The organism is Flavobacterium chilense (assembly GCF_001602525.1).
GTDB classification, from domain to species: Bacteria; Bacteroidota; Bacteroidia; order Flavobacteriales; family Flavobacteriaceae; genus Flavobacterium; species Flavobacterium chilense.
In genome coordinates this window covers 375,340-391,380 of the sequence record NZ_LSYT01000002.1, presented here as the reverse complement: position 1 = coordinate 391,380, position 16,041 = coordinate 375,340, and the positions used below count along the sequence as shown (strand labels likewise).

Below are 16,041 nucleotides of genomic sequence, written 5' to 3'. Positions count from 1 at the left end.
AAGGGTCTACAAATCAACAAACCGATTTCGTAATTTATACAAATAAAAACGGCGCTGATAAAGCGCCGTTTTTTATAATCTTACTGGATATTACCAGATTTTAACTCGTTTATCAGGATCGATATACATTTTATCTCCTTTTTTAATTCCAAAAGCCTGATAAAAAGCATCTACATTCTGGATTGGTACAACTGCTCTGTACATTCCAGGAGAGTGCGGATCGGTTTTTACCTGATTTTTAAGTGCTTCATCTCTGGTTTTCGTTCTCCAGACTGTTGCCCATGAAATAAAGAAACGTTGTTCCGGAGTAAATCCGTCAATTAAACCAGGGCTTCCGTGTGCTTTCAGGTACAATTGCAAACCATCGTAAGCTGCATTAATTCCGCCTAAATCACCAATGTTTTCTCCTAAAGTAAATTTACCATCTACATGAATCCCAGGTAAAGGCTCTAAAGCGCTGTATTGATCTGCCAAAGCCGTACCAAGTGCCGTAAATTGTTTTAGATCTTCAGGAGTCCACCAGTCTACTAAATTTCCTTCGGCATTATAACGTGCTCCTGAATCATCAAATCCATGAGAAATTTCGTGACCAATTACAGCTCCAATTCCACCATAATTAACCGCTTCGTCAGCCTGATAATTATAGAAAGGCGGTTGCAAGATTGCTGCAGGGAACACAATTTCGTTATAAGACGGGTTGTAATATGCATTTACCGTTTGTGGTGACATTCCCCACTCTGTTTTATCAACTGGTTTGTGTAATTTTTCTATTCCTTTTTTAAAGTTCCATTTATTCAGATTACGGGTATTTTCGAAATAACTTCCTCCTTCTGCTACACTTTTAATTTCAAGTGCTGAGTAATCTTTCCATTTATCCGGATATCCTACTTTGATCGTGATCTTATTTAATTTTTCTATCGCTTTTACCTTTGTAGCAGCAGACATCCAGCTTAAATTATTGATACGGTTTTGGTATGCCAAAATAACATTGTGGATCATATCGATGGCTTTGGTTTTTGCTTCAGCAGGGAATACTTTCTCTACATATAGCTTACCCAATGCTTCACCAATACTGTTGTTTACAACCTGTAACGCTTTTTCTTCACGTGGCAATTGTTTTAATGCACCTCTTAAAGTTTTACTGTAAAAATCAAAACTTGCTGTTTCAATATCTGTCGATAGTTTTGTTGCAACTGAATTTAATAAATCCCATTTCAAATATTCTTTCCATAGTCCTACTTTATTTTCAGTAAAAACAGTTTGCAAAGCTTTCATATACTTTGGTTCCATTACCACCACTGTATCTAGTTTTGCCAATCCGATACCTGCAAAATAAGCTTCCCATTTAATTGCCGGTGTTATCTTTTGAAGTTGGGCAATTGTCATTGGATTATACTGCAAACGACTGTCTCTGCTTTCTACTCTGTTCAGTCTTGGTTTAGACAATTCTGTTTCTAATGCTAAAATTCCGGCTGCACTTTGTTTGGCCTGTGCAGGAGTTTCGCCAATAAACTGCATCATCTTCTCCACATGAATCTGATATTTTGCACGTTTTTCTTTAGAATCTTTATCTTCAGAAGTGTAATAATCTTTATCAGGTAATCCTAATCTGCTTACGCCAAGGCTTACTGAATTTTTAGAACTGTTTTTTTCATCAGCTCCAATGTATATTCCGAAAAAGCCAGAACCACCTTCCGGTTCCATTTCAACCAAATATTTTTGAAGATCAGCAACGTTTTTTATGGCGTCAATTTTCTTAAAATACGGTTTTAAAGGATTTATCCCAGTTTTATTTCTTCCTACTGTATCCAAAATAGTAGCGAATAAATTAACTGCTTTTCCCTGATCTGTATTTGATTTATATTTTGGATTTTTAGATGCTTCTTTCAAAATAGACATTGCATCTTTGTCTGTCTTCTTAATCAATTCATTAAAACTTCCCCAAGTTGTACGATCACTTGGAATTTCAGTTTGACTAAGCCAGGTTCCGTTTACATATTGAAAAAAATCCTGAGTTGGACTAATTTTAGTGTTCATGTATGAAACATTAATACCGGGTTCTTTTGAAGTTGCATTCTGAGCTTTGATTGCTGTAAATGAAACTGTTAAAAAAAGTGCGCAGAACAAGGGTCTGCCGAGTTGTTTTTTCATTTATATTTAATTTTCTGGTCCTTATACAAACGTATTCTTAATATTTGGAACGCTATGTTAAAATTTTTGAAATAATCATGAAAAAATAAATTTTAAATACCATTTGATAGATACTATCAAATATTTTCATGTATTTAACGGGGGCATTTTACGAATTATTAAAATAGTTTTCGAAATATTTGCCTATCAAATTAAAGTCAAAATGAGAGCAAAAATTCAGAATGCCGTTTCAGGAAAAATTGATGCCATCGGATTACCGATTTTGGCTTTATGCTGGGTAAGTTTTTTTTGGGGAACTACCTGGTTAGCATCAAAAGAAGGTGTAAAACATATGCCTGCCTTGCAATTGGCCACTATTCGTCAGGTTTTAGGCGGGGTTTTGTATGTGGGTTATTTTATCTTAAAAAAAGAACCCTGGCCAAAAGGCAAACAATGGCGCACTATTATCATATTAGCTATTTTGAATTTTGTTTTAAGCAATGGCTTAAGTACCTGGGGCGTAAAATATATCAGCAGCGGACTGGGTGCTATTATCAGTGCACTTTTCCCAATCTGGATTATTATAATCAACTTTTTTAATGGTCAGAAAATTGCCAGAATGGCTTTGATGGGAATTCTAATTAGTTTTGGCGGAATCTGTATCATTTTTATAGATTATATCACCGATTTTTTAAAGCCTGATTTTCAATTCGGAATTATCCTGATGACAGCTTCAACTGTATCCTGGGCATTTGGGATTCTGGAAACTAAAAAAAAGGCCGCCAGTTTTAATCCTTATTTTAGTTTAGGCCTGCAAATGTTGATTTCAAGTGTTTTCCTTATCGGAATTACTGAGGCTTCAGGAGTCAATATTCCATTAAGTGAAATTCCTTCTGCATCCTGGTGGGCTATTATTTATTTGGTACTCATTGGTTCTGTCCTTACGTTTATTGCTTTTATCTATACATTACAACATCTTCCTACAGAAATAAGCAGTATTTACGTTTACATCAATCCTATTGTAGCAATGATTTTGGGATCTTTTATTTTTGGTGAAACGTTAACGCAGGCCATTGTAATTGGTGCTGCTGTAACTTTGGCAGGAATATATCTTGTAAATAAAGCAATTAGAAAAAATAGGGTTTAAATTGTTTTTCATCACAAGTTGCACGAATTTTCACTAATTAATTGCTTGTTGATGTCTCCGGCGATTTGATTTGTCGAAATTCTTGTAATTAGTGGCATAAACTTCAATTGATTTAAGCTGTTAAAAAGATGATAATTTCAGCTTTTAAAATGCCCTTTTTGTATTTTTGCGCCAAATTATTTTTATGAAATCGTTTCTATACAAATACCGAAAATTTTTTATTGTTCTAATTGTATTTTCGGCTGTCACCATATCTCTATTTTATTCGGCTTTAAAGCCACAAAAAACATTACCTATTTTCAATCCTGCTGATGTAAACCCTGAATTGGTAGACAGTACAGTACAGTACAAAAGTAAATACCATACTATTGCAGATTTTAAGTTTGTAAATCAAAATGGAGACACGATTACTCAAAAGAATTATGAAGGAAAAATTTATGTTGCCGACTTCTTCTTTACAACTTGCGGATCTATCTGCCCAAAAATGACTACAAATCTGGAAGATGTTCAAAAAGCAGTTTTAAACAATCCAAAAGTAATGTTGCTTTCTCACACAGTTTTTCCTGAGGTTGACAGTATTCCGGTTTTGAAAGCGTATGCGATAAAACATGGTGTTGTAGACAGCAAATGGAATTTGGTTACCGGCGATAAAAAAGAGATCTACACTATGGCCAGAAAATCATATCTGGCAGTTAAACTTGGTCGTCCTGATCAATTGTATGATATGGTGCACACGGAGAATTTTGTTCTGGTAGATCAAAAAAGACGTGTTCGCGGATTTTATGACGGAACAAATAAAGAAGAAATCAAACGTCTTTTAGAAGACATTAATTTCCTTTGTCAGGAGTAAAATCCCTTATTTTTAGAAACATTTAGCATTTCCCTTAGTGTTAAATGCCTTGAAATAAAGAATAATTGTCTACTTTTGCAATCTAAATTCAATCTAAATAAGCTTGCAAAATACAATCCACACCCTGAAAAAAGGCGAGAAAGCCATTATCAAAGATTTTGATATCGATTTGATTCCCCTAAAATTATTAGAGATGGGTTGTTTGCCGGGCAACGTAGTAGAATTGCTTCAAATTGCTCCTTTTGGAGATCCATTATATTTAGATATTAATGGTTCACACGTAGCCATTCGTGTTGAAACTGCTCGTGAAATTGAAGTTGAACTTATCAAAACCAATTTGTAATGAGCATTCAAAATATCAATGTTGCCCTTATTGGGAATCCAAATACAGGAAAAACTTCTGTTTTTAATCAGCTTACAGGTTTAAATCAACAAGTGGGAAATTATCCCGGAATTACGGTTGAGAAAAAAATTGGGTTCTGTAAATTACCTCACAACATCAAAGCCAACATTCTGGATTTACCGGGAACTTATAGTCTTAACGCCAGTTCTATGGACGAAAGTGTGGTAATTGAACTTTTACTGAATAAAAACGACAAATTATATCCGGATGTTGCAGTAGTTGTAACAGATGTTGAAAATCTGAAACGAAATTTACTGATTTACACACAAATAAAAGACCTTGAAATTCCAACAATCTTAGTGATCAACATGTCTGATCGTATGGAAAGCAAAGGAATTACTCTGGATATCCCATATTTGGAGGAAAAACTAAAAACTAAAATTGCTTTAGTAAGTTCTAGAAAAGGTTTAGGAATTGAGGAATTAAAAGAACTTATTGTTTCATACAAAACCATTCCTCATGAACCTTGTTTAAATGCTTCTGTAATGGATCCTGAATATTTTCAAAATTTGCAACAGGCATTTCCAAATCAGTTATTGTATAAATTATGGCTGGTGATTACGCAGGATGTGAATTTTTCGAATCTGGACCGAAATGAAATCAGAAGTACCTTTACCAAATCACATTCTGAATTAAAACGCTTACAGCAAAAAGAAACTATAAAACGTTATCAGTTTATAAACGATGTTTTAAAACAGGGTTTACAGGTAGATGCTTCAATGGCAAAAGATATCAGAGCTAAACTGGATCGTATTTTAACCCACAAGGTTTGGGGTTATGTAATTTTCTTAGCGATATTATTTTTGATTTTCCAGTCGATTTTTAGCTGGTCAACCATTCCGATGGATTTTATCGATAGTACTTTTGCTTCTTTAAGCACCTGGGTTGCAGCAGAACTACCAAGCGGAATTTTAACCGATTTACTTTCACAGGGAATTGTACCGGGAATTGGCGGTGTAATTATTTTCATTCCGCAAATTGCCTTTCTGTTTTTATTTATTTCCATATTGGAGGAAAGCGGTTATATGAGCCGTGTGGTTTTTTTAATGGATAAAATCATGCGTAGATTTGGTCTTTCCGGAAAGAGTGTTGTGCCTTTAATTTCAGGAACTGCCTGTGCTATTCCGGCAATTATGGCAACCCGAAATATCGAAAACTGGAAAGAACGTTTGATTACCATTCTGGTAACTCCGTTTACAACCTGCTCGGCAAGATTACCTGTTTATACTATTATTATTTCACTGGTCATTCCTAACGAACGTGTTTTTGGTATTTTAAATATGCAGGGACTGGCTTTAATGTTGTTGTATTTATTAGGTTTTGGAACTGCAATTCTTTCGGCTTATGTATTAAACAAAATATTAAAAATCAGCGCAAAAACCTATTTTGTTGTTGAGATGCCAAGTTATAAACTGCCGTTGTTTAAGAATGTAGCGATTAATGTGGTAGAGAAAACCAAAGCTTTTGTTATGGGGGCGGGTAAAATTATCCTGGCCATATCTGTTATTTTATGGTTTTTAGCGTCATACGGACCCGGAAAAGATTTTAACGAAGCTGAAACTATCGTAAAAGAACGATTTGCTGATACGCCGTTGGATGAAACCCGATTTGAAAACGAAGTGGCTTCTCAGAAATTAGAGAATTCCTATATCGGGATTATGGGAAGAGCAATTGAACCTGCTATTTCGCCATTGGGTTACGACTGGAAAATTGGAATTGCGATTATCAGTTCGTTTGCTGCCCGCGAAGTTTTTGTGGGAACATTGGCAACTATTTACAGTGTTGGAAATAGTGATAACGAAGCTACTATAAAAAGCAAAATGCAGGAAGAAATAAATCCTGAAACCGGACATAAGATCTTTAATTTTGCTTCAGGAATTTCTTTATTGTTATTCTATGCTTTTGCCATGCAATGCGCCAGCACACTTGCTATTACCAAAAAAGAAACCAATTCATGGAAATGGCCTGCCATGCAGCTTGTCTTAATGAGTGGCCTTGCCTATTTTGTCGCGCTTTTTGCGTATCAACTCTTAAAATAAACGATTATGGTACAAGAGATTATTGCCTTTGTCATATTATTTATCGCTGTAGGTTATCTGATTAAGAAATTCTTTTGGAAATCTAAGAAGAAAAAAGATTGCGGTGACGGAAATTGTGGTTGCAGTTAGATTTAATTTCCCTGTAACATTATTCATACAACTTTAAATAGAAATAGACATTGTGGTTAACTACTGCAATGTCTGTTTTATTTTTAAAGCATTTCAAAAAACAGCACACGAAAAATTAAAAACCTGTTTTTCAAATAGATATACAATACTTTACAGATACACGAAAGTCTTAATCTGTTACATTTAAGACGTTTAGGTCCTGTCTTGGTGATACAGAAGAAATAAATTTGCAAAAAAATAAGTCATTCAAAACTTGCTTATTTAAGACAAAAACATTTCAGATGAAAAAGATAGTATGTTTGTTATTATTAGTTCAAAGCGCATTTATAATAGCACAAACAAAAACAGTAGTTACTCCTTATGGAGAAAAAGTAACCATAAATATAAACACTGTTAACACTGCAGATAATGGTTTAACCAAAACTGATGAAAATGTTCAATTGGGAGGAACCCTACTTAAGCCCACTACTATTGAAACCGATGCTGATAATACATTAGCCATCTCAAATCTGCAGGCAGGCGTTATAACAGACGATATATTGGTTGCCAATGCTGCAGGCGTATTAAAAAAAATATCTTCAGAATTACTCACCAATAATTGGAGCTTGTCAGGGAATGCCGGCACCATACCAGGCACAAATTTTCTTGGAACAACCGACGATAAGTCTTTGATGTTTAAGTTAAACAATCAGATATCCGGTATGCTTACCAGTCCAACTAATGGAGCCAACACTTCATTTGGGTATTTATCATTGATGAATCCTGATGTAGAGAATGGTGGAATAAGCAATTCGGCTTTTGGAGTAGGTTCACTACTCGCCAATACTACCGGGACAAACAACACTGCGATGGGGATGACTGCACTTCAGAACAATAAAACAGGTAAAAACAACGCTGCAATAGGCAGCAGTGCTTTAGGCAGTAATGAGATAGGAAATGACAATACATCAATGGGGGCATGGGCGCTATATGCTGTAAAAAACGGTTCTGGAAACACTGGTGTGGGGCTGTCTGCCGGGTATAACGTGCTAGGAGATTTTAATACATTGATTGGTTATAAGTCTGGTTTTCATATCGAAACAGGTTCAAATAATATAGTAATAGGAGCAAACTCAACTGGAGATATAAATCCTTCTACACCAACTGCAAGTAATGAATTGAACATAGGAAACACCCTGTTTGGGACTGGAATAAACGGTGCAGTTGGAGGAACAGCAGGTAAAGTAGGTGTTAATACTAATAGTCCTCAAGCAGAATTAGATGTAAATGGAAAAGCTAAAATACGTAATTTACCAGCAGGTGCAACAGCAGACAAAATCGTTACTGCTGATACAGATGGAAATTTAAGAACCCTTTTGCCTGCAGATTTAGTTCCTGCTACAACAGTATCCAACACTTCATTAGTAAATACTCTAACAACAACAGTAAACGACGTGACTGGAACTGCTGTTAATATTATCAATAGCAATACTTTAACAGCTACAAACGGAAGTTTAATATCAACTATAAATGGCGTAGAAACAACACCTGCAGTTTCTGTACTCATTTCTGCGAACAATGGCTTAACAGCAACTAATGGCAATGTGCAATTAGATGGTGCATTAATAAAACCAACTACAATAACTACTGATGCTGCCAATACATTGGCAGTTGCAGGCTTACAATCGGCAAGTCCTACTGGTACTGATAATATAGTAGTTGTGAATTCATCTGGAGTTTTGTCAACACTTGACCGCTCAATTTTAAACAACGGCTGGCTGTTAAAAGGAAATGCAGGTACAAACCCGGCTAATAACTTTTTAGGAACCACTGATGATCAACCATTATTTTTCCGCATAAATAATAATTATGCAGGTCACATAGCGGAAAATAATACCTCATTGGGTAACAGTTCATTAAATCCTTTTGTTACGGGTCAATTTAATACAGCTATGGGCAGCAATAGCCTCTCAGCTCTTACAGATGGTACTAACAATACGGTTACAGGTGTTCAAAATTTTCAGGGTCTTACTTCTGGTAGTTATAATGTAGCTATGGGTGTTGAGAATATTGGAGCCCTCACTAGTGGTTGGAATAATATAGCCATAGGTGCTGGTAATCTTTCAATTGAGACTGGTAATCAAAATATAGCTATAGGTGCAGGTGTAGGCCAGGGATTGTTAAATGGTTCCAGTAATATCTTGATAGGTGGAAGTACCAGCTACAGGATAGATGCTTCTGGCCCAGATAAAAGTAATGAGCTGAACATCGGTAATGCCTTATTTGGTAAGGCGATAAATAGTGCCATTGGTACAGCCAGTATCGGTATCAATACCAACAATCCCGGCAACACATTTGAAGTTAAATCTGCTGCAGCAAATACATCGGGCCTTAGGCTAAGCAATTTAACATCAACAAGCCCAGCAACAGCGGCAAGTGTTGCAACGCTAGGTATAAATGCTACCGGCGATGTTGTTGTTGTAAATAGTGCTCCGGCTACTACAACCAATACTTTAGTTGCTGCGAATGGGAACTTGGTATCTACCGTAAATGGGGTGGCAAGCACGCCTGCGGTACCCGTATTAATTTCAGCCAATAATGGCTTAACAGCAACTATTGGCAATGTACAATTGGGTGGTACATTGACACAAACACCTACAACAACCATTACTACAGATGCAACCCATACATTAGCAATTGCTGGCTTGCAAACAACAACTACTCCTGTTACAGATAATATAATACTTGCAGATCCAACAACGGGTGTTTTAAAAACAAAGAGCTCAAATTTGTTTGCGTGGAATTTGTTGGGTAACGCTGGCACAAACCCGGCAATAGGAGGAACAGGTACCGACTTTTTTGGCACTACTGACAGTAAGTCTTTAATGTTTCGAGTTAAGAATGTTGCGGCTGGTATGGTTGGTATTGATGTTAGTGGTAATTATAACACTGCATTAGGTTTACAAACACTCACTAATTGGACAGGTATAGGAACAACATACAACGGTTCATCAAATACAGCTTTAGGATATAACGCCTTAGCTATAGGTGGTACTGTTAGTGACAATACTGCTGTTGGAGCTAATGCATTGAAAAAGGCAACAGGTAGTACTTTTGCTGGTAATACAGCTGTCGGTTCTGCAGCACTTGCAAATGCTAATAGTAGCACTCTTTTAGGACGAAATACAGGTATAGGTTTCCTTGCGCTTACTGCTAATACTTCTGGTTCTTATAATACAGCTTTAGGAGCAAGTTCAATGAATTATAATACAACTGGAGGATACAACGTAGCATTAGGTAATCTAACACTTCAAAATAGCACTACAGGAAGCTACAATATAGCTATAGGTAATGGCGCTGGTATGGCTGCTGGCATGACTGGTAGCAGTAATATTATTATTGGTGGCACACCTGATGCCACAACAGCTATTAATACTTCTTCGGCCGCAGCCAGTAACGAGTTAAACATTGGGAATACGTTATTTGGCACTGGCATTAATGGTGCTATTGGAAATACAACTAGTAAAATAGGTATTAATACCAATGCTCCTATTGCTACATTAGATGTACGTGGTGCTGTAAGAACAGGAACACCAGATATAGCTCTCGCTATAGGCACAAATTCTTTTGCAGGAGGAAATGGAGCGGAAGCTTCTGGACTAAATTCCTTTGCATTTGGTGCTGCTTATACAAGCCCAGTTTCAGGAGCTACATCTCCCGCAGGTAAAGCAACGGGTGAGGGTGCCATAGCTTTTGGCACCTCAATTGCAAGTGGTGGTTTATCATTTGCTGTTGGTAACAGCAATACTTCATCAGGGGAACTTTCTACTTCTTTTGGACAAGGTAACACAACAGGGGGTAGATTTTCAGCAACAATAGGACAAAACAATAACATTGCCCCAACAGTTGATCCTGCCGGTGGATTCGTATCACCCTATAGACTGTCCGCCTCGTTTGCCACTGGTTACAACAACCAAATAAACGCCTCTAATTCTGCAGCATTTGGGTCTTCTAATACTATTAACTCCACCAAAGGGGGACAAAATGGTGTCGCTATGGGTACATTAAATGTAATAGACGGTAATAGTTCTGTTGCAATGGGGCGAGAAAATACTACTACATCTTCTTATTCAGTGGTTATAGGATATCAAAACAAGATTAATGATAACGTTAGTACTTACAGTGTTGCTGCGGGTAATGGCAATAATATTTACAATAGTAAACAAGCTTTTGTAGCCGGATCTGGAAATATTATCGGGTCGTCAATACCTACTAATATTGGAGACTATAGTGCTGCATTTGGCAACACTAATAAAATAGGAACCACTACTCCTGCTTCAGCTGCCTTTGTTGCAGGACAAAATAATACTGTTAATGGTAATTATTCTGCTGCAATAGGCTATACTAATTATGTTTATGATCAATATGCCGTTGCTATGGGCTCTAATGCTACTGTAGCCGCAACACACAAAGGAGCATTTGTTTTTGGTGATAATTCAAACAGTTCAGCTATTGCATCTACTGCTAGTAATCAATTCACAGGAATGTTTAATGGGGGATATCGATTATTAACTAACAGATTAGACCTTACAAAAGGCATGACTATGGATGTATTGGGGAATGTTGTTCTGAGTGGTTCAATAACTGCAACAGCAGCATTTACTCCTTCTGATATACGTTTGAAAAAAGATATTCAGACCTTAACTGGTGTACTAAATAATATCAAACAATTACGAGGTGTAACCTATTACTGGAAAGACGCTGCAAAAGGCACCGACCTACAGCTTGGTATGATTGCTCAGGAGTTAGAAAAAGTATATCCTGAATTGGTTTTTACCAATAAAGAAACAGGTTTTAAAGTTGTAAATTATGCTCAGTTTACCGGCGTATTACTTGAAGGTGTTAAAGAACAACAAACACAAATTGAAGATCTTAAATCTGAGGTCGAAACTTTGAAAAAACAAGTACAGGAAATTAAAGATTTATTGAAAAAATAAAACAACATTTAAGAGGTTACCAAAATAAAACTCCAGTAATTCAAACCTGACAGATTTAAAAATCTGTTAGGTTTTTTATTAATGAATATAAGATGATTATCAGTAGCCTTGCTTTTTATAAAAACAGATACAGTCTGTAAAAAATTATCAATAGAAAATTTGTCTTTTATTATTACATAAAAAACTTTTAAGGCCTATTTGTCCTTTTTTTATCAGTTAATTTTGATAAATTAAATTCGAAGAAAATGTCACAAGAAGAAAAATTAGAAATTATAAGAGACAATAGAGTTGCAAGATTACTATGGTTTACATTAGGTTTTTTATGTGCTGTTGCAATAACTTACTTGTTCGTACAACGTTAGTCTCAAACTAAGTTATTTACTTCACTCCTTCCCACTCTGCATAAAAATGAGCCAGAAAGGTTTCCATAAAGCGATGTCTCTCGGCAGCTATTTGCTTTCCTGTTTCGGTATTCATTTTGTCTTTTAGCAGCAAAAGCTTTTCATAAAAATGATTTATCGTTGGAGCGTTATTCTTTTTATATTCCTCTTTGGTCATATTGGTAATAGGTGCAATTTCCGGATTATACAGAGCCCTGTTTTTAAATCCTCCATAATTAAATGCCCTTGCTACACCAATTGCCCCAATTGCATCTAAACGATCCGCATCCTGAACAATATCTAATTCTACAGAGGAAAACTTCTTTTCGAAATTTCCGCCTTTAAACGAGATGTTTTCAATAATATTTACCACATGCTGAATAGTATCTTCAGAAGCCTTTTCAGATTCTAAAAATAAACGTGCCGTTCTTGGTCCGATAGTTTCATCTCCGTTATGAAATTTACTATCTGCAATATCATGAAGTAAGGCTCCTAATTGTACAACTGTAGTATCACAATCTGTGTTTTTTGCAATCAAAAGTGCATTTTTATAGACACGTTCAATATGAAACCAATCGTGCCCGCCTTCGGCATCGTTTAATTTCTCTTTTACAAAAGCAATAGTTTTATTTATAAGTTCAGGATTATTCATAGTTTTACTTTAAAAAAAATGTTGATTGCTAAAGAAAACCTTAGCAATCAACAAAATATTATTTTTTAATGTGAACATTAAGAATCAATTGCAATATCAATCTAAAGTCTACATTTTAAAATCTGCGATCAGAAATCTATAATTTCGCTGGTTCAACCCATTTAAAGATATGACCTTCAGCAGGAATTACCAGTCTTTCAGAAATTTTTGCCATACGAGCTGGTAGTTTCATTAAGTAATCACGGGCTTTTTCGGCTTCATCTGTCAAATTCGAAATTTTATCAATTTCCCATTTGTTGATTAGTTTTTGCATGATGTCTACATAATCGTTTGCTGTATAAACCCCAATACGTTGCGCAGAATCTGAAAATTGCTCAAAAGCTGAACTGATCTTCTGACCAGATTCTCTTAAGAAATGAGCCGGCATCACGATTTTTTGTTTCATCATGTATTGAAACGCTAACATCATTTCGCTTGGATCTACTGCAAAAATACGGGTAACAAATTCGCTGTAGGCATGGTGATGACGCATTTCGTCTCCTGCAATCATTTTACACATTTTAGACAACTTGTTATCACCAAATTTCTTAGCCATTTGTGCTACTCTGTTGTGCGAAACATAAGTTGCTAATTCCTGGAAGCTGGTGTATACAAAGTTTTTGTATGGGTCAGATCCAGTTCCAATATCAAAACCGTCGTTGATTAAATGCTGTGTCGTCATTTCAATTTCACGCATATTAACACGACCGGACAAATACAAGTATTTATTAAGCAAGTCACCATGACGGTTTTCTTCTCCGGTCCATTGTCTGATCCATTTTGACCAGCCATTTCCACCATTTTCTACCTGGTTTACTCCTTCTACATCCATTAACCACGATTCATAGGTTGGCAAGGCTTCTTCGGTAATTGTATCACCAACAAGCGTTACCCAGAAATCATATGGCAATTCTTTAGCAATTTCACGTAACTCTTTTACCTCCTCAAAGAAATTTTCTCCTTCAGAATTAGGTAAAAAGTCTGACGGCTGCCAAATTTTTTCCACTGGAATTAAATACTGTTCAACGAAGCTATCCACGTTTTTTTCCAAAAACTGCATTACTTCTAATCTAATGTTTTTTATAGACATTACTTATTTAAGATTTGGGATTTAGGCTTTTAGTTTATTTTACTAAAAGCAAAAATCTATTTATACTCGTTTACTCCTTCTACAACTGCCTTCTCTGTTAAAGCCATTAACTCGGCAAAATCATAATCTTTTACTGCCATTGCTTTATGTGCGGTAAAACTAAGACGGTTTCCTAAACCAACCGGGAACATGCCATAACGTACCATTTTCCATGAATTATTTATACTTACCGGTACAACATAAGCTGAGGGTGCATATTTACATAGGATTTTTAAGCCGCTTTGTGCAAATTCTTTTGGCTTTCCTGTTTTACTTCGTGTTCCTTCAGGAAAAATTACAGCAGATCTGGTATTTTTTTCGATATATTCAGACAAGCCTTTGATTACAGGAATCGCTTGTTTAGGGTCTTTTCGGTCGATTAAGACAGATCCTCCGTGACGTAAATTAAATGATACACTTGGGATTCCGCTTCCTAACTCTTTCTTACTTACAAATTTACAATGAAAACGTCTAAAGTACCAAATCATTGCAACGATATCGTACATACTTTGGTGATTCGATACAAATATTACCGGAACTCCGGTTGGAATGGTATCTGCACCTTGTATTTTATAGGTAGTTCCCACAAGATTGGTGCATTTTAAAAGGCAAAAATTGAGATAATCAACACTTTTTTTGTGCGCCTGATAACCAAAAACATTTAGGCAAATCCATTGTATTGGGTGAAAAACCGCCAGACACAATCCAAAACATAAATAGTAAATAACTGATATCGGATACGAAATTATCTTTTGCATGCTTAAAAAATTAATTGCCAAAAGTAGTAAATATATTTTTAGCCTTATAAAAATTGAAAACAATAAGCGTTTTTATGGTTTAATTGTACCTTTGCTCCATAATTTGCAATTTTTTTCTGAATTAAATGAACTTCACCTACCCTAAAAATGAACGCTTAAAGAGCAAAACTACGATTGGATTACTATTTTCTGAAGGAAAATCGGTATCAAAATATCCGCTTCGTCTGGTTTATCGTCAAGCGGAAGATGATGCTGAAGAAAAAATTAAAATTGGGGTTTCGGTTTCTAAAAAATATTTCAAAAAAGCCGTTGACCGTAATTACTTTAAACGAGTTTTAAGAGAAACTTACCGACTGAACAAACATTTGCTTCTGGATAACATTCAGGAGCCTTATTCTATCATGTTTTTTTATCAGACCAAAGACAAATTATCCTACCAAGAAATCAATACCAAAACGATTCAGTTGTTTGAGAAATTCCTGCAACAAGTAAATAAAACTCCTGACTCTGAAAACAAATCAGAATTGTAATCCACGTTAAGCAACTTAATTTATCAAATTGAATAAAAAATTATAAAAAAATTGTAGTTTTAACTTTAATTTGAAATATTATGCGGTATATTTTCTTTTTATTCTTTGCCTTTTTGACTCTTTCAGGTTGTGCTAAAAAAGAAGCTAACCAAGTTGTCAATGATTTATCTATTTCTGCAGTAAAGGTTTCTTCACCCGCTCAGCCTAATGAAGATGCTGTTATTGAACAAAAAATTATAAAACAGGCTTATCTTAAATTTGAAACAAGTGATCTGGAAGATACATATAATCAGATTCAAACTGCGATTAAAGCAAACAAAGGAAATATTCAAAATGACTCTCAATCAAAAAACTACAACAATATTACCCGTAATATAACGATTCGTATTCCTAGCCAGAATTTTGACTCCTTTTTACAAGCCATATCTAAAGGTGTTTCTTATTTTGATCAAAAAGATATTTCTTCTCAAAATGTTACGGAAGAATATATTGATCTGAATTCGAGATTAAATACAAAACGGAAACTGGAGGCACGCTATTTAGAGATATTGCAAAAAGCCAATAAAATCAGTGAGATTTTAGAAATTGAAAAACAGATTTCGGCTATCCGTGAAGAAATTGAAGCCAAAGAAGGACAGTTGAAATACCTTGAAAGCCGTGTTTCTGAAAGTACTGTTTCGATTGAGTTTTATAAGACGATTGCACAAAAGGAGAGTGTTAAAACTTCGTACGGATCAAAAATATGGACTGCTATTCAATCCGGTTTTTTTAGCCTGTCAGAATTTTTAATTTCAATCATTAGCGTTTGGCCATTTATTATAGTATTTTGCATCCTTGCTTATTTTATTAGAAAAAGATTTAAAAGAAAAAAACAATAAT

General features: G+C 35.4%; 12 protein-coding genes. 8 read left to right on the top strand and 4 right to left on the bottom strand.

Going from position 1 to position 16,041, the window contains the following annotated elements; translation table 11 throughout:
• Positions 1-90 precede the first annotated feature (90 nt).
• Entirely contained in the window at positions 91-2,151 is a 2,061-nt protein-coding gene (locus tag A4F88_RS06715) for a M13 family metallopeptidase (protein WP_068841812.1), read from the bottom strand.
• 202 nt (positions 2,152-2,353) lie between these two features.
• Here A4F88_RS06715 and A4F88_RS06710 point away from each other — a divergent pair, with 202 nt between their 5' ends.
• The 6 genes from A4F88_RS06710 to A4F88_RS06690 all read left to right on the top strand — a co-directional run bounded on the left by A4F88_RS06710 (position 2,354) and on the right by A4F88_RS06690 (position 11,674).
• Positions 2,354-3,277: a DMT family transporter gene (locus A4F88_RS06710; RefSeq protein ID WP_068841811.1), complete on the top strand. Its 924-nt coding sequence runs from the start codon at positions 2,354-2,356 to the stop codon at positions 3,275-3,277.
• 184 nt (positions 3,278-3,461) lie between these two features.
• Positions 3,462-4,127: an SCO family protein gene (locus A4F88_RS06705; protein ID WP_068841810.1), complete on the top strand. Its 666-nt coding sequence runs from the start codon at positions 3,462-3,464 to the stop codon at positions 4,125-4,127.
• 103 nt (positions 4,128-4,230) lie between these two features.
• Complete coding sequence (locus A4F88_RS06700) at positions 4,231-4,470, top strand: FeoA family protein (protein WP_068841809.1); 240 nt, start codon at positions 4,231-4,233, stop codon at positions 4,468-4,470.
• Complete coding sequence (gene feoB / locus A4F88_RS06695) at positions 4,470-6,569, top strand: ferrous iron transport protein B (RefSeq protein ID WP_068841808.1); 2,100 nt, start codon at positions 4,470-4,472, stop codon at positions 6,567-6,569. Before A4F88_RS06700 ends, feoB begins: the two co-directional genes overlap by 1 nt.
• Positions 6,570-6,575: 6 nt before the next feature.
• A complete protein-coding gene (locus tag A4F88_RS25140) occupies positions 6,576-6,698 on the top strand; it encodes a FeoB-associated Cys-rich membrane protein (protein WP_073075422.1) in 123 nt (40 codons plus the stop codon).
• A 281-nt stretch (positions 6,699-6,979) separates the two neighbouring features.
• Positions 6,980-11,674 carry a tail fiber domain-containing protein gene (locus A4F88_RS06690; protein WP_068841807.1) on the top strand — a complete coding sequence of 1,565 codons (4,695 nt, stop codon included), beginning with the start codon at positions 6,980-6,982 and terminating at the stop codon, positions 11,672-11,674.
• A gap of 378 nt (positions 11,675-12,052) precedes the next feature.
• Here the strand turns inward: A4F88_RS06690 and A4F88_RS06685 are convergent, their stop codons facing one another.
• From A4F88_RS06685 to A4F88_RS06675, 3 genes are all read right to left on the bottom strand, one after another.
• Positions 12,053-12,706 (bottom strand): HD domain-containing protein, encoded by a 654-nt coding sequence (locus A4F88_RS06685; RefSeq protein ID WP_068841806.1) that lies wholly within the window; start codon positions 12,704-12,706, stop codon positions 12,053-12,055.
• A gap of 136 nt (positions 12,707-12,842) precedes the next feature.
• Positions 12,843-13,835, bottom strand: a complete 993-nt coding sequence (locus A4F88_RS06680; RefSeq protein ID WP_068841805.1) for an acyl-ACP desaturase — start codon at positions 13,833-13,835, stop codon at positions 12,843-12,845.
• A gap of 56 nt (positions 13,836-13,891) precedes the next feature.
• Complete coding sequence (locus A4F88_RS06675) at positions 13,892-14,632, bottom strand: lysophospholipid acyltransferase family protein (protein ID WP_068841804.1); 741 nt, start codon at positions 14,630-14,632, stop codon at positions 13,892-13,894.
• Positions 14,633-14,757: 125 nt separating this feature from the next.
• Here A4F88_RS06675 and rnpA point away from each other — a divergent pair, with 125 nt between their 5' ends.
• Together rnpA and A4F88_RS06665 are read left to right on the top strand one after the other, a co-directional pair.
• A complete protein-coding gene (rnpA, locus tag A4F88_RS06670; protein WP_068841803.1) occupies positions 14,758-15,162 on the top strand; it encodes a ribonuclease P protein component in 405 nt (134 codons plus the stop codon).
• 80 nt (positions 15,163-15,242) lie between these two features.
• Positions 15,243-16,040 carry a DUF4349 domain-containing protein gene (locus A4F88_RS06665; protein ID WP_068841802.1) on the top strand — a complete coding sequence of 266 codons (798 nt, stop codon included), beginning with the start codon at positions 15,243-15,245 and terminating at the stop codon, positions 16,038-16,040.
• The last annotated feature ends 1 nt before the right edge of the window (position 16,041 follow it).

Bases quoted from the DNA above. Each gene is read 5' to 3' on its own strand.
- A4F88_RS06715 (WP_068841812.1), bottom strand. From the start codon at position 2,151: ATGAAAAAACAACTCGGCAGACCCTTGTTCTGCGCACTTTTTTTAACA.
- A4F88_RS25140 (WP_073075422.1), top strand. From the start codon at position 6,576: ATGGTACAAGAGATTATTGCCTTTGTCATATTATTTATCGCTGTAGGT.
- rnpA (WP_068841803.1), top strand. From the start codon at position 14,758: ATGAACTTCACCTACCCTAAAAATGAACGCTTAAAGAGCAAAACTACG.
- A4F88_RS06680 (WP_068841805.1), bottom strand. From the start codon at position 13,835: ATGTCTATAAAAAACATTAGATTAGAAGTAATGCAGTTTTTGGAAAAA.
- feoB (WP_068841808.1), top strand. From the start codon at position 4,470: ATGAGCATTCAAAATATCAATGTTGCCCTTATTGGGAATCCAAATACA.
- A4F88_RS06665 (WP_068841802.1), top strand. From the start codon at position 15,243: ATGCGGTATATTTTCTTTTTATTCTTTGCCTTTTTGACTCTTTCAGGT.
- A4F88_RS06690 (WP_068841807.1), top strand. From the start codon at position 6,980: ATGAAAAAGATAGTATGTTTGTTATTATTAGTTCAAAGCGCATTTATA.
- A4F88_RS06675 (WP_068841804.1), bottom strand. From the start codon at position 14,632: ATGCAAAAGATAATTTCGTATCCGATATCAGTTATTTACTATTTATGT.
- A4F88_RS06685 (WP_068841806.1), bottom strand. From the start codon at position 12,706: ATGAATAATCCTGAACTTATAAATAAAACTATTGCTTTTGTAAAAGAG.
- A4F88_RS06710 (WP_068841811.1), top strand. From the start codon at position 2,354: ATGAGAGCAAAAATTCAGAATGCCGTTTCAGGAAAAATTGATGCCATC.
- A4F88_RS06705 (WP_068841810.1), top strand. From the start codon at position 3,462: ATGAAATCGTTTCTATACAAATACCGAAAATTTTTTATTGTTCTAATT.